Annotated in this window: 15 protein-coding genes and 1 pseudogene; 7 read left to right on the top strand and 9 right to left on the bottom strand. The window is 74.0% G+C overall.

Going from position 1 to position 13,734, the window contains the following annotated elements:
• Positions 1-184, bottom strand: a 184-nt coding sequence (locus tag CCN42_RS02330) for a nucleotidyltransferase domain-containing protein (protein WP_169731388.1), incomplete at its 3' end; no start/stop codon positions are given.
• Between the two features lie 195 nt (positions 185-379).
• Here CCN42_RS02330 and CCN42_RS43635 point away from each other — a divergent pair.
• From CCN42_RS43635 to CCN42_RS02315, 3 genes are read left to right on the top strand one after another with little or no spacing between them, the layout of a single operon-like run.
• Positions 380-832, top strand: coding sequence for a hypothetical protein (locus CCN42_RS43635; RefSeq protein ID WP_211294614.1), 453 nt, complete (start codon positions 380-382; stop codon positions 830-832).
• The gene (locus CCN42_RS02320; RefSeq protein WP_086732824.1) at positions 829-1,242 is read left to right on the top strand and encodes a RidA family protein; all 414 of its coding nucleotides are present in this window, start codon (positions 829-831) and stop codon (positions 1,240-1,242) included. The genes CCN42_RS43635 and CCN42_RS02320 overlap by 4 nt, the downstream gene beginning before the upstream one ends.
• Entirely contained in the window at positions 1,239-1,706 is a 468-nt protein-coding gene (locus CCN42_RS02315) for a GNAT family N-acetyltransferase (protein ID WP_086732823.1), read from the top strand. The genes CCN42_RS02320 and CCN42_RS02315 overlap by 4 nt, the downstream gene beginning before the upstream one ends.
• 55 nt (positions 1,707-1,761) lie before the next feature.
• Here the strand turns inward: CCN42_RS02315 and pip are convergent, their stop codons facing one another.
• Both pip and CCN42_RS02305 read right to left on the bottom strand, forming a co-directional pair.
• The gene (pip, locus tag CCN42_RS02310) at positions 1,762-2,730 is read right to left on the bottom strand and encodes a prolyl aminopeptidase (RefSeq protein ID WP_086732822.1); all 969 of its coding nucleotides are present in this window, start codon (positions 2,728-2,730) and stop codon (positions 1,762-1,764) included.
• Between the two features lie 95 nt (positions 2,731-2,825).
• The gene (locus tag CCN42_RS02305; protein ID WP_086732821.1) at positions 2,826-3,566 is read right to left on the bottom strand and encodes a uracil-DNA glycosylase; all 741 of its coding nucleotides are present in this window, start codon (positions 3,564-3,566) and stop codon (positions 2,826-2,828) included.
• Between the two features lie 267 nt (positions 3,567-3,833).
• On the opposite strand from CCN42_RS02305, the pseudogene CCN42_RS02300 reads away from it, so the two are divergent.
• Positions 3,834-4,355, top strand: a pseudogene (locus CCN42_RS02300) (RNA-binding S4 domain-containing protein); the annotation flags it as partial.
• An 8-nt stretch (positions 4,356-4,363) separates the two neighbouring features.
• Here the strand turns inward: CCN42_RS02300 and CCN42_RS02295 are convergent.
• Together CCN42_RS02295 and CCN42_RS02290 are read right to left on the bottom strand one after the other, a co-directional pair.
• Positions 4,364-4,798: a DoxX family protein gene (locus tag CCN42_RS02295; protein WP_086732820.1), complete on the bottom strand. Its 435-nt coding sequence runs from the start codon at positions 4,796-4,798 to the stop codon at positions 4,364-4,366.
• 63 nt (positions 4,799-4,861) lie between these two features.
• Positions 4,862-5,560 carry a class I SAM-dependent methyltransferase gene (locus CCN42_RS02290; protein WP_086732819.1) on the bottom strand — a complete coding sequence of 233 codons (699 nt, stop codon included), beginning with the start codon at positions 5,558-5,560 and terminating at the stop codon, positions 4,862-4,864.
• 173 nt (positions 5,561-5,733) lie between these two features.
• Between CCN42_RS02290 and CCN42_RS02285 the strand changes: the two genes are divergently transcribed.
• Complete coding sequence (locus tag CCN42_RS02285; RefSeq protein WP_086732825.1) at positions 5,734-6,000, top strand: DUF6343 family protein; 267 nt, start codon at positions 5,734-5,736, stop codon at positions 5,998-6,000.
• A gap of 24 nt (positions 6,001-6,024) precedes the next feature.
• On the opposite strand, the gene CCN42_RS02280 is transcribed toward CCN42_RS02285, so the two are convergent.
• From CCN42_RS02280 to rpsA, 4 genes are all read right to left on the bottom strand, one after another.
• The gene (locus CCN42_RS02280; protein ID WP_086172194.1) at positions 6,025-6,402 is read right to left on the bottom strand and encodes a tetratricopeptide repeat protein; all 378 of its coding nucleotides are present in this window, start codon (positions 6,400-6,402) and stop codon (positions 6,025-6,027) included.
• 50 nt (positions 6,403-6,452) lie between these two features.
• Complete coding sequence (coaE, locus tag CCN42_RS02275; RefSeq protein WP_086732818.1) at positions 6,453-7,073, bottom strand: dephospho-CoA kinase; 621 nt, start codon at positions 7,071-7,073, stop codon at positions 6,453-6,455.
• A 108-nt stretch (positions 7,074-7,181) separates the two neighbouring features.
• Complete coding sequence (locus CCN42_RS02270) at positions 7,182-8,120, bottom strand: PAC2 family protein (RefSeq protein WP_086172192.1); 939 nt, start codon at positions 8,118-8,120, stop codon at positions 7,182-7,184.
• A 249-nt stretch (positions 8,121-8,369) separates the two neighbouring features.
• Entirely contained in the window at positions 8,370-9,863 is a 1,494-nt protein-coding gene (gene rpsA, locus CCN42_RS02265; protein ID WP_043499930.1) for a 30S ribosomal protein S1, read from the bottom strand.
• Positions 9,864-10,012: 149 nt separating this feature from the next.
• On the opposite strand from rpsA, the gene CCN42_RS02260 reads away from it, so the two are divergent.
• Together CCN42_RS02260 and hrpB are read left to right on the top strand one after the other, a co-directional pair.
• Entirely contained in the window at positions 10,013-11,080 is a 1,068-nt protein-coding gene (locus CCN42_RS02260) for a class I SAM-dependent methyltransferase (RefSeq protein ID WP_245877114.1), read from the top strand.
• Positions 11,081-11,184: 104 nt separating this feature from the next.
• On the top strand, positions 11,185-13,734 hold a 2,550-nt coding region (hrpB, locus tag CCN42_RS02255), incomplete at its 3' end, for an ATP-dependent helicase HrpB (RefSeq protein WP_107427534.1).

Raw genomic sequence — 13,734 nt, 5'->3', positions numbered from 1 at the left:
CGAGCGCGCGCAGGTCGGCGGGGTCGAAGGCGCCCCGGTAGTAGATGCCGAGGTCCCAGTCGCTGTCCGCGCGGTGGGTGCCCTGGGCCCGGGAGCCGCCGAGGGAGACGGCTTCGACGGTGGGGAGGGCGGCGAGCCGGTCGGCGACGGTGTCGAGGAAGGCCGAGTCGGTGAGGGCGGGCATCGGCGGCTCCCAGGGGCTGCGAGACATCGGCGGACGGGGGCTGGCAGACGCAGCGTAGCCGGGGCGTGTCGGCCGCGGGGGTCCGCGGGCCAGGGCGGGCGGGACCTCGGTGCGGACGGTCCGGGGACCGATTGTCAGTGGGGCGCGTTATCAATGAAGTCGTCACGCACTGTGATGACGACAGGGGGGACAGTGATGACGACGCAGGACAGGTCGCGCGACGGCCGGCCGCAGTGGCCCCGGCCGGCCCGGACGCATGTGTCGGTGGCCGGGCTGCGGGCCCGGGGGTGGACCGCCGCCCTGGTGCGCCAGCTCCTCGGCGAACCCGACATGCTGCGCCCGCATCCGCTCTTCCGCACCGCCCGGCAGATCCGCCTCTATCGCCTGGAGCGCGTGGAAGCCGCCGAACGCGGCGAGGAGTTCCGGGCCGTGGCGGCCGCCGCCGCACGGCGTTCCGCCGCGGCCCGCACGGCCGCCCTGCGCAGGCGCCGGACACCCCGCCGCCCGGGCTCGGCCGGCCTCGGCGACGACGACACGCGCCGGCGCGAGGGCGGCCCGGGCCGAATTCGGATGCGGGCGCGGTCCGGGACACCGGATGATCGGCCGAGGTTCCGCCGTACCCCCCGACAGATCCAGGAGCGCCCGTGATCCAGCGCGTCACCGTCCCCGGCCTCTTCCCGCCGCCGCGGTACTCCCACGCCTCCGTGGTGGAGGCCGGCACGACACTGGCCTTTCTCGCCGGGTCCGTGCCGCTCGACGCGGAGGGCGGGCTGGTCGGCGAGGGCGATCCCGTGCGGCAGACGGAGCAGGTGATCGCCAATCTCGAACGCCAGCTGAGCGCCGTGGGCAGCGACGTGACGCGGGTGGTGGCGACCGATGTGTACGTGGTGAGCGACGACCCGGCCGTGCTGTCCGCGGTGTGGGACGTGGTCACGGCGTCCGGCCTGAGCGCCGGACCGCACTCGTCGACCCTCGTCGGTGTGGCCTGCCTCGGCTACACCGGTCAGCTCGTGGAGATCACGGCGACCGCCGTGGTCCCCGGCGAGGTGCGCCCGTGACGCCGGCCGTGGTGCTCCGCCGGGCCGCCGCGCCCGATGCCCGACCCGCCGCCGACGTGTGGCTGCGGTCCTTCGCCGCCGCGCTGCCGGGTGTGGTGCGGGCCCACTCCGACGACGCGGTCCGCGACTGGTTCCGGCACGTGGTGGTGCCCCGGCGGGAGACCTGGGTGGCCGAGGCGGCGGACGGGTCGGGGCTGGCCGGGGTGATGGCGCTCGACGAGGCGGAACTGTCGCAGCTGTACCTCGACCCCGGCTGGCGCGGGCGCGGTCTCGGCGACCGGTTCGTCACGCTGGCCAAGGAGCGCCGGCCGGCGGGTCTGGAGCTGTGGACCTTCCAGGTCAACAGGCCCGCCCAGCGCTTCTACGAGCGGCACGGCTTCGTCGCGGCCGAGTGGACGGACGGCAGCGGGAACGAGGAACGGGAGCCGGACGTGCGCTATGTCTGGCGCCCGGACGCCGCGTGACCGCTCCCGGGCCTGCCGTCCGGCTTCGACGCACCACGGGAACCGGGCGTCGCGGTCAGGGCCGGCGGTGGGCGTACGCGTCCGTCGCCGCGACCAGCAGCTCCGCGATCCCGGTCGCGCCCGCGCTGTGCCCGGCCCGGTCCACGATCCGCAGCTCGCTGCCGGGCCAGGCGTGGTGCAGCCGCCAGGCGACGCCGAGCAGGTTGCCGAAGTCGAGGGCGCCCTGGACGAGCGTGCCGGGAATGCCCTTCAGCAGGTGGGCGTCGCGCAGCACCACCCCCTCGTCGTTGCCCTCGCCGAGGAAGTGGTCGTGGCCCCAGTAGTGCGTGACCGTGCGCGCGAAACCCATGCGGAACACCGGGTCCTCGTAGCGTTCCACCGAGCGTGGCGGGGCGGGCATGATCGCCGTCTCCCAGTCGGTCCAGCCGCGGGCCGCCCGCTCCCGCACCCCGGGATCCGGGGACTCCAGCAGGCGGCTGTACGCCGCGGCGAGATTGCCGTGCCGTTCCTCCTCGGGCACCAGGGCCACGAACCGCTCGAACGCCTCCGGGAAGACCTTGCCCAGGCCCCGGGTCATGAGGTCGACTTCGGGGTTCGAACCGGTGGCGATCCCGGTGAGCACCAGCTCCGAGACCGCCCCGGGATGTGTCTGGGCGTACCGCAGCCCGAGCACCGACCCCCACGACCCGCCCCACACCAGCCACCGCTCGATGCCCAGGTGCCGGCGCAACGACTCCAGATCGGCCATGACGTGGTGGGTCGTGTTGACGCTCATGTCGGTCGCGTACGCACTCGCATGCGGCGTCGAGCGCCCGCAGCCCCGCTGGTCGAGCTGGACGACGCGATAGGCGGCGGGATCGAACAGGCGCCGGAAGTAGGGCACACTCCCGGAGCCGGGCCCGCCGTGCAGCACCAGCGCGGCCTTGCCGTCCGGGTTGCCGCTGGTCTCCCAGTGGACGCGGTTGCCGTCACCGACGTCGAGCATGCCGTGGTCGTACGGTTCGATCTCCGGGTACAAGGCCATCCGCGCAACGTAACGCCCCCTGCGTTGTCATGTCCCGCCGATCCCGGTACGGCGGTCCGTCCGCGTGCGGCTCCGCGTGCGATTCCGCGGCGGCTTCATGTCCGGCACGGCAGTCCGGCCGCGGTCGCGGCCGTGCGCAGCACCTCCCGCAGCATCGCGGGGGTGAGCCGGCCGGTGAAGGTGTTGCGCTGGCTCACGTGGAAACAGCCGAAGAGGTCGAGACCGCCGGAACCCTCGGCGCCGCCCGGTCCCTGAGCGTCGCCGGGAGCGGTGAGCCGGACACGGGCGCCGTGCCCGAACGCGGGGCGCGGTCTCGGCACCGTCCACCCCGCCTCCGCGAACGCGGGCAGCGCGGCCTGCCAGCCGAACGCACCGAGCAGGACCACCGTCCGCAGCGTGGGACGCAGCAGTCGCAGCTCCTGGACGAGCCAGGAACGGCAGGTGTCCCGCTCCCCCGGGGTCGGCTTGTTCTCGGGCGGCGCGCAGTGCACGGGCGCGGTGACGCGGACGCCGTACAGCTCCAGGCCGTCGTCGGCCCGCACGGAGGTGGGCTGCGAGGCGAGACCCACGTCGTACAGCGCCTGGTAGAGCACGTCTCCCGAGCGGTCGCCGGTGAACATCCGGCCGGTGCGGTTGCCGCCGTGCGCGGCCGGGGCGAGGCCGACGATCAGCAGCCGGGCGTCCCCCGGACCGAAGCCCGGGACGGGACGGCCCCAGTACGTCCAGTCGGCGAACGCGGCGCGCTTGGTGCGGGCCACCTCGTCCCGCCAGGCGACCAGTCGTGGGCAGGCGGCGCAGCCCGCGATCCGTGCGTCCAGGTCGGCCAGGCTGTCCATGCCTCAACGGTACGGGCGCGGAGTTAAGGTCGGGGCATGGCTTCCGAGCGTACGGACAGGAACAGGGGCGACAGCCACAGCGGGAACCGCACGGACGGGCCGGACGGCCCGGCCCTCGCCGACCCGCGGCAGGCACAGGCGTCGGCGTCGACCGTGCGGGCACGCCCGGCCGCGGACGCCCCGGACACCGCCGCAGCCCCGGCCGCCGGGGCCCCGGCCCCTGTCACGCCCCCGGCCGGGGACGACGACGGCACGCGCTCACCGGACGCCCGGGCCGACGGCGACGGACGTACCGCAGACGCTCAGGACCCCGCCGCGGACCCCAAGGTCGCCGCCGCGATCGCCGCCGCCGAGGCCGCCGCGCCCGCGAACGGGGAGACCGTGCGCATCGACAGCTGGATCTGGGCGGTCCGGCTGATCAAGACACGTTCCCTGGGCGCCGCGGCCTGCAAGGGCGGGCACGTCCGGGTGAACGGTGAGCGGGTCAAGCCCGCCCATGCCGTACGGATCGGCGACGAGGTGCGCCTGCGGCAGGAGGGCCGGGAGCGGATCGTCGTCGTCAAGCGCCTGATCCGCAAGCGCGTCGGCGCCCCGGTGGCCGTGCAGTGCTACATCGACAACAGCCCGCCGCCCCCGCCTCGCGAGGCCGTGGCCCCCGCCGGTGTCCGCGACCGCGGCGCCGGCCGTCCGACCAAGCGCGACCGCCGGGAGCTGGAACGCCTCCGCGGCCTCAAGGGCTTCGGCTTCGGAGGTCACGCGACCCCGGGAGGCCGCCCCGCGGAGCGGTGACCGTACGGTCACGCCGTCCGCAGCACCCGCCGCAGCAGTTCCGCGGTGTGCCCGCGCCGCGCCCAGGCGACGAGGGCCAGCGGCACCAGGAGGACCAGCGGTGTCGCGGCGTTCTCCCCGTCGAACACGGTGAGCTGGACGACGAACGCGCCGGCCATCAGCCCGCTCAGCGCCAGCGCCGCCACCGACTGCAGCAGCGGGAGCAGCAGGGCGACGGCTCCGGCGAGTTCCAGCGCGCCGATGGTGTACATCCCCGCGCTGCCCCAGCCCATCTGCTCGAACGGCTCGACGGCGGAGGAGTGCGCGATCAGCTTGGGCAGCGCGCTCGCGACCGCGAAGAAGAGGGCGAGCAGCACCTGCACCGCACGCAGTGCGACACGGGCCGAGCGACCACGCGCGGTGGTTGCGGAAGCGGCACCGAGGGGGGCGGTGGTCTCGGACATGGAGGTCTCCTGGGGGAAGCGGTCGGTGGTGTCACAGAGATGGACCCGCGTCCGCCGGAAAACTCATCGCCCTGCGGCGCACCTCTTCACGGGCACCGCTCTCACCCATGTCCGGTCGTCGGTCAGATACCGGTCCACAGCGAGCCCCGCCTCCCCCAGTGCCTCCTCGAACTGCTCCTTCGTCAGGGGCCGGGCCCGGAACGTCTGGGTCCAGGTCGCGTCCGGGAACTCGTACTCCGCGCGCACCGAGCGCAGGCCGTCCCCGACCGGGTCCGACGACACGATCCGTACCGTGAAACCGCTGGGGTCGACCCGCTCGCGCGGCACGTGCGTGTGGTAGTCCTCGCCCTCCCGCTGGATCAGCACACAGCCGTCCTCCGCCACGTGCCGCAGGCAGGTCCGCAGCAGTCCGCGCCGCACCTCCAGGTCCCCGGTGTGCACGAGGAACGAGGCCAGCAGCACCGCGTCGAATGTCTCGCCCAGGTCCAGGTCCTCGATCGGGCCGAGGACCGTGCGCGCCCCGCGGACGCGCTCCAGCATCTCGGGGGACTCGTCGACCGCCGTCACGCGGTACCCCCGCTCCACCAGCGGGTGCGTCATCCGTCCCACCCCGCTGCCCAGCTCCAGCACGCGCGCCCCCGCCGGGACCGCGGAGGCGATCACGTCCGGCTCCGGACCGGCCGGAAGCCGTGAGTAGAGCTCGACCGCGCAGCCGTCCGGGGTGATCGCCCCGGGCCCTGTCCCCTGATGCCCCGCTCGCATTCTCAGCTCCATGTCCGGCCAACGGCCCGTGCCCGCACGTCCGTTCCCCTCCACCCCCGCACCACCCGATCGAGTGATGTCACGCCGCGCAAACCTCTGGCCGGGGGGTGTCGGCGCCGCGCTGGAGCGCGGCGGGACACGGGAGTACGTTTCAGGGAGGAACGGTGATCCCGATGCGTACAGGCAGTGAGCCGATTACCGCGCGCAGTGCCCTGCGGGCGCGGTTCTGGCTGAGCGTGTGGGGGCTGGTCTGGGCGATCTTCGGCACGGCGGCGTTCGCGCTGGCGGGGCGGACCGGCTGGGCCGTCGCCTGCGGAGTGCTGTGGCTGGTGGTCACGATCGACATGGCGGTGATCCTCCGGCACCTGCGCCAGGGCCCGCACTACCAGCCCGGCCCCGACGTCCCGCCGTACCGGCCTCCGGAGGGCCCCGCGCCCTGAGGCGCCGTCGGGGACGAGCGGCCCTCAGTCGAAGCGCGCCGCCTTCAGGTACTCCGGATTCGGGTCCAGCGCGGCCGCCAGCCGGAAGTGGCGTTTGGCCTGGTCGGGGCGGCCCTGCCGCTCATAGGTGCGGCCGAGCGCGAAGTGCGCGAACGCGTTGTCCGGTTCACGCTCCAGCACGATGGTGAACTCCAGCTCCGCCGGGCGCAGTTGCGCGGCCGCGAAGAAGGCGCGGGCGCGCAGCAGCCGGGCGGCGGTGTTCTCGGGGTGCGCGGCGATGACTCCGTCGAGCAGTTTCACCGCGCCCCGCGGGTCCCGCGCGGCGAGCAACTGCTCGGCGGCGCGGAAGTCGATGACGTCCGTCTCCGGTGTACGTCCGGTCGAACCGCTGGTCTCGGGCACGGCACATTCCTTCCCTGGCTGCTTCCCTTCAACGCCACGGCGGGGGGCGCCTATTCCGGGGCCGGGTCCTTCGGGGCGCGGGCACGGCGGACCAGTTCGGCCCATACGTCCCGCACCCGCCGCTCCAGCTCCGCCAGCGGTACGTCGTTGTCGATCACGATGTCCGCGATCTCCCGGCGCTTCTCCCGGCTCGCCTGTGCCGCCATGCGCGCGCGGGCGTCCTCCTCGGTCATGCCGCGCAGCCGGACCAGCCGGTCGAGCTGGGTCTCCGGGGCGGCGTCGACGACGATCACCACGTCGTACAGCGGCGCCAGACCGTTCTCCGTGAGCAGCGGCACGTCGTGCACCACGACGGCGTCCTCCGCCGCCGCGGCCTCCAGTTCGCGCGAGCGGGCTCCGACCAGGGGGTGCACGATCGAGTTCAGGACGGCCAGCTTCCCGGGGTCGGCGAAGACGATCGAGCCGAGCCGGGGCCGGTCCAGGCCGCCGTCCGGGGCGAGCACCTCCTCACCGAAGGCCTCGACGACCGCGGCGAGCCCTGGGGTCCCCGGCGCCACCACCTCGCGCGCGATGCGGTCGGCGTCGATCAGCACCGCGCCGCACTCCACGAGCAGCCGCGACACCTCGCTCTTGCCGGCGCCGATCCCGCCGGTCAGGCCCACAGTCAGCATGAGCGGAAGCTTAGGCCCTGCCGGTGACGGCGCGACCGGGCGGGGGCCGCCCGGCTCACGGCCGTCGGCCCCCTCGGACCGGACGCGCGTCGTGGCGCCTCCCCCGGGTCAGCCGTCCCCCTCCCGCTCCGCCAGGAACCGCTCGAACTCCCGCCCGATCTCGTCCGCCGACGGAATCTCCGCGGGCTCGGCGAGCATGTTGCCGCGCGTCTCCGCGCCGGCCACCGCGTCGTACTGGTGCTCCAGTCCCTGGACGAGCGCCGTCAACTCCTCGTCGCCCTCCCGGATCTGCCGCTCGATCTCCGTCTGTGTGCGGTACGCGTCCGTGCGCAGCGCGTGCGCGATGGCCGGCAGGACCAGTCCGGTGGCCGCGGTGATGGCTTCCAGGACGGTCAGGGCGGCGTCGGGGTACGGCGAGCGGGCGATGTAGTGCGGGACGTGCGCGGCGACGCCCAGGACGTCGTGCCCGGCCTCCATCAGCCGGTACTCGACCAGGGACTCGGCGCTGCCGGGCACCTGCGCCTCCTCGAAGGGGCTGCGGTGGCCGGGGACCAGTTCGGTCCGGTTGCCGTGCGGGGTGAGGCCCACGGGACGGGTGTGCGGGACGCCCATGGGGATGCCGTGGAAGTTCACGGCGAGGCGTACGCCGAGGCGCTCCACGATCTGCTCCACGGCCGCCGCGAAGCGCTCCCACTCGACGTCCGGCTCCGGGCCCGACAGCAGCAGGAAGGGCGCGCCGGTGGCGTCCTGGACGATGCGGACGGCGAGCGTGGGCTCCTCGTACCCGGTCCACCGGTCGCGCCGGAAGGTCAGCAGCGGACGGCGGGCGCGGTAGTCCACGAGCCGGTCGTGGTCGAATCGGGCGACGACCTGGTGGGGCAGCGAGTCGAGGAGCCGGTCGACGATCTGGTCGCCGGTCTCGCCCGCGTCGATGTATCCGTCGAAGTGGTAGAGCATGACAAGACCGGCCGACTCCTGGGCGAGCGCCATGTCGACGACGGCCAGGCCCTTCGGCTCCCACGTGTACAAACCCTGCGGATCAAGCACTGTGACCGCTCCTCCTCGTGTTCGTACGGAACAACGCGGCACGGCGCATGGGCATTCCCGAACTCGGCTTGTTCCGTGACGTCTTGTCGCACCGCGTGACAGGACCGCGCGCGGGGAGGACCGCGCGCCGCGGGTACGCCGGACGAGAGGACGCCCGAGACGAACAGGCACCGGACAGGCCGAGGGCCCGCACCCCTGGTGGGGTGCGGGCCCTCGGACCGTTATCGGCCGACCCTCAGCGGGCTGCGGTCAGCTCTGGCCGCCGGCCAGCTTCTCGCGCAGCGCGGCCAGCGCCTCGTCCGACGCCAGGGCGCCGGAGTTGTCGCCGCCCTCGGAGGAGTACGAACCGCCACCGGAAGCGGCCGGAGCGGCGGCCTCGCCACCCTCGGCAGCGGCCTGGGCGTCCGCCTCGCGGGACTTGATGACCTGCTGCTGGTGCTGCTCGAAGCGGGACTGCGCCTCGGCGTACTGGCGCTCCCACTCCTCGCGCTGCTTCTCGTAGCCCGGCAGCCAGTCGTTGGTCTCCGGGTCGAAGCCCTCGGGGTAGATGTAGTTGCCCTGGTCGTCGTAGGACGCGGCCATGCCGTACAGGGTCGGGTCGAACTCGACCGCGGACGGGTCGGCACCGAAGGACTCGTTGGCCTGCTTCAGCGAGAGGCTGATGCGACGGCGCTCGAGGTCGATGTCGATGACCTTGACGAAGATCTCGTCGTTGACCTGGACGACCTGCTCCGGGATCTCCACGTGGCGCTCGGCCAGCTCGGAGATGTGGACCAGACCCTCGATGCCCTCGTCCACGCGGACGAACGCACCGAACGGAACCAGCTTCGTGACCTTGCCGGGCACGACCTGGCCGATCTGGTGGGTGCGGGCGAACTGCTGCCACGGGTCTTCCTGGGTCGCCTTCAGCGACAGGGAGACGCGCTCGCGGTCCATGTCCACGTCGAGGACCTCGACGGTGACTTCCTGGCCGACCTCGACAACCTCGGACGGGTGGTCGATGTGCTTCCAGGACAGCTCGGACACGTGGACCAGACCGTCGACGCCACCCAGGTCCACGAAGGCACCGAAGTTGACGATCGAGGAGACGACGCCGGAACGGACCTGACCCTTCTGGAGGGTGGTGAGGAACGTCTGGCGGACCTCGGACTGGGTCTGCTCCAGCCAGGCACGGCGGGACAGGACCACGTTGTTGCGGTTCTTGTCCAGCTCGATGATCTTGGCCTCGAGCTCCTTGCCAACGTAGGGCTGGAGGTCGCGGACGCGGCGCATCTCGACCAGGGAGGCCGGGAGGAAGCCACGGAGGCCGATGTCGAGGATGAGACCACCCTTGACGACCTCGATGACGGTACCGGTGACGATCCCGTCCTCTTCCTTGATCTTCTCGATGGTGCCCCAGGCACGCTCGTACTGGGCGCGCTTCTTCGAGAGGATCAGGCGGCCTTCCTTGTCCTCCTTCTGGAGGACCAGGGCCTCGATCTCGTCACCGACGGCGACGACCTCGTTGGGGTCGACGTCGTGCTTGATCGAGAGCTCGCGGCTCGGGATAACGCCTTCGGTCTTGTAACCGATGTCGAGCAGGACCTCGTCCCGGTCGACCTTCACGATGACGCCGTCGACGATGTCGCCGTCGTTGAAGTACTTGATCGTCTCGTCGATCGCGGCGAGGAAGGCTTCCTCGTTACCGATGTCGTTGACCGCTACCTGCGGGGTGGTGGCGGTGGTCTCGGTGCTGCTCGTCATGTGGGAAAGGGCTCCGGTACGGACATTGAAGTCGTAGGTACTGCTACGCCGGGAGCCCGTTTCGCTCTGCAGAAGCCGGACAGCCAAGGAAGCGCCTCACCAGCGGAAACCGGTGTTGGCGCCTCGACAACCGAGGGGACATACAACAGATGCGAGCGCAGCCTGCTACGTCTGAGGTGCGCAGGCCCGCAGCGCAACTTGTAGCATACGGGGGCAGCCGGGCAGGGTCAATGCGCGAAGGCGCACACCCGGGGCGGATCGCCGCAATCCCGGCACAATCCCGTGCGGCGGCAGCGGCAAATCGGACACGCCGAGCGGCCACGCAGGCCCGGGGCGTCCCTTTGACGACACCGCCGGGACGGGTTGGACGGAAGAGTACGACGAGGGAGCCGGTCATCCAAGAGCCCGAAACCGCCGAGACCGCGACCGAGCCGGAGGCCACCCGGCGGGACGCGGGGATCACCGAGAGCGCCCGGGCCAACCGGGGCTGGTGGGACCGCAACGCGGACGAGTACCAGACCGAGCACGGCACGTTCCTCGGCGACGACCGGTTCGTGTGGGGTCCCGAGGGCCTGGACGAGGTGGAGGCCGAGCTGCTCGGCCCGCCGGAGAAGCTGGACGGCAAGGACGTCCTGGAGATCGGCGCGGGCGCGGCGCAGTGCGCGCGCTGGCTGGCCGCCCAGGGGGCCCGTCCGGTGGCCCTGGACCTCTCCCACCGCCAGCTCCAGCACGCCCTGCGCATCGGCGGCTCCTTCCCGCTGGTGTGCGCCGACGCGTGCGCCCTGCCGTTCGCGGACGGCTCCTTCGACCTGGCGTGCTCGGCGTACGGGGCGCTGCCGTTCGTGGCGGACCCGCGGCTGGTGCTGCGCGAGGTGCGCCGGGTGCTGCGGCCGGGCGGCCGTTTCGTCTTCTCGGTGACCCATCCGATCCGCTGGGCCTTCCCGGACGAGCCGGGCCCGGAGGGGCTGACCGTCTCCGGCTCCTACTTCGACCGCACGCCGTACGTCGAGCAGGACGAGGAGGGCCGCGCGGTCTACGTCGAGCACCACCGGACGCTCGGCGACCGCGTCCGGGACATCGTGGCGTCCGGCTTCCGGCTGGTGGACCTGGTCGAGCCGGAGTGGCCCGTGTGGAACACCTCCGAGTGGGGCGGCTGGTCGCCGCTGCGCGGGAACCTCCTCCCGGGGACGGCGATCTTCGTCTGCGAGCGGGACTGAGCCGCGCGGCGACGCCGGACCCACGGCAGCGGGTCTCCACGAGTCCACGATCAAGGATCACGCGCGCGTGAGGGTCGTCTTCCCTGTCGTACGACACTAGGGGCGTGATCCGTTACGACGCTCTGGACGCCCTGCCCGTACGCGGTGCCCTGCCCGCGCTGCGCGACGCCCTGGCGGGGCCCGGCGCCGCCGTGCTGGTGGCGCCGCCCGGCACCGGCAAGACGACGCTGGTGCCGCTCGCGCTGGCGGGGCTGCTGGGCGACGGGCCCGAACGGCGGGTGGTGGTCGCCGAGCCGCGCCGGATCGCCGCGCGGGCGGCGGCCCGGCGGATGGCCTGGCTGCTCGGCGAGCAGGCCGGCGGCAGCGTCGGCCACACCGTGCGCGGGGAGCGGGTGGTCGGGCGGCACACGCGCGTGGAGGTCGTCACCACGGGCGTGCTGCTCCAGCGGCTCCAGCGCGACCAGGAGCTGACGGGGGTCGACGTGGTGGTGCTCGACGAGTGCCACGAGCGGCATCTGGACGCGGACACGGCGGCGGCGTTCCTGTGGGACGTGCGGGAGGCGCTGCGGCCGGAGCTGCGGCTGGTCGCCGCCTCGGCGACCACGGACGCCGAGGGGTGGGCGCGGCTGCTGGGCGGGGCGCCGGTGGTCGAGGCACCGGGCGTCTCCCACCCGGTGGAGGTCGTCTGGGCCCCGCCGTCCCGTCCCGTACGGCCGCCGCACGGGATGCGGGTGGATCCGGCGCTGCTGACGCACGTGGCGTCGGTGGTGCGCCGGGCGCTGGCCGAGCGGCCGGGGGACGTGCTGTGTTTCCTGCCCGGCGTCGGGGAGATCGCCCGGGTCGCCGGGCAGCTGGGGGATCTCGGGGACGTCGACGTGCTCCAGGTGCACGGGCGGGCGCCGGCGGCGGTGCAGGACGCGGTGCTGGCGCCGGGGGCGCGCCGCCGGGTGGTGCTGGCGACGGCGGTGGCGGAGTCCTCGCTGACCGTGCCGGGGGTGCGGGTGGTCGTCGACTCGGGGCTGGCCCGGGAGCCGCGTGTGGACCACGCGCGCGGGCTGAGCGCGCTGACGACCGTACGGGCCTCGCAGGCTGCCGGGCGGCAGCGGGCGGGGCGGGCCGGGCGTGAGGCACCGGGCGCGGTGTACCGCTGCTGGGCACAGGCCGAGGAGGCGCGGCTGCCGCGTTTCCCGGCGCCGGAGATCCAGGTGGCCGATCTGACGGCGTTCGCCCTGCAGGCCGCCTGCTGGGGCGATCCGGAGGCGAGCGGGCTGGCGCTGCTGGATCCGCCGCCCGGCGGAGCGATGGCGGCGGCGCGGCAGGTGCTGTCGGCGATCGGCGCGGTGGACTCCGCCGGCCGGGCCACCGAGCGGGGCGTCCGGCTCTCCCGGCTCGGTCTGCACCCGCGGCTGGGGCGCGCCCTGCTCGACGCCGCCCCGCTCGTGGGCGCGGACCGTGCCGCCGAGGTGGTGGCCCTGCTGAGCGAGGAGCCGCCGCGCGAGTACGGCGACGACCTCGCGGGGGCGCTGCGCGCCGCCCGGCGCGGCGGGGACGCCTACGCCTCGCGGTGGCGGACGGAGGTACGGCGCCTGCGGGCCCTCGTGGACGAGACCGGCGCGGACCTGCCGGGCGGTGGTGACCGGCCGGCCGCGCGGGAGGCGGCGAACGACCGGACGGGCACAGCCGCGTCCCCCGGTGAGCGAGGGGACACGGGAGAGGACCGGCTCGTCGGGACCGTCGCCGCGTTCGCCTACCCGGAGCGGGTCGCCCGGGTGGACGGCGGCTCGTATCTGATGGTGTCGGGGACGCGGGCCGAGACCGGCGAGGGGACCGCGTTGCGCGGGGCGCCGTGGATCGCCGTGGCGGTGGCCGACCGGCCGCTCGGCCGGGGGCACGCGCGGGTGCGGCTCGCGGCGGTCGTCGACGAGGACGTCGCACGGCGGGCGGCGGGGGCGCTGCTGGCCGAGGCGGACGAGATCCGCTGGGCGGACGGGGACGTCGTCGCGCGCCGCGTGGCGCGGCTGGGGGCGGTCGAGCTGGCCGTACGGCCGCTTCGGGAGCCCGCGCCCGGTCTCGTGCGGGAGGCGCTGCTCGACGGGCTGCGGCGGGAGGGCTTCGGGCTGCTGCGGTGGTCCCGGGAGGCGGAGGCGCTGCGGCAGCGGCTGGCGTTCGTGCGGCTGCGGCTGGGCGATCCGTGGCCGGAGGTGTCCGACGAGGCGCTGCACGCGCGCGCGGAGGAGTGGCTGGAGCCGGAGCTGGGCCGGGCCCGGCGGCGGGCGGATCTGGCGCGGATCGACGCCGGGCAGTGTCTGGCCCGGCTGCTGCCGTGGGCGTCGGGGGACGCCGCGCGGCTGGACGAGCTGGCCCCGGAGCGGATCACCGTGCCGAGCGGGTCGGCCGTGCGGGTCGACTACGCGGATCCCGAACGGCCGGTGCTGGCGGTGAAGTTGCAGGAGATGTTCGGGCTGCAGGAGTCGCCGCGGGTGGCCGGTGTGCCGCTGCTGGTGCATCTGCTCTCCCCGGCCGGCCGCCCGGCCGCCGTCACCGCCGATCTCGCCTCCTTCTGGAAGGACGGCTACCGGGGTGTCCGCGCGGAGCTGCGCGGCCGGTATCCGAAGCATCCGTGGCCGGAGGACCCGGCCACGGATGCTTCGGAT

Origin of the sequence: Streptomyces glaucescens (genome assembly GCF_002154375.1) — a bacterium.
Lineage (GTDB): Bacteria > Actinomycetota > Actinomycetes > Streptomycetales > Streptomycetaceae > Streptomyces > Streptomyces glaucescens.
Note: the sequence above shows the minus strand (reverse complement) of the source record. Positions and strands in the feature narration are given on the sequence as shown.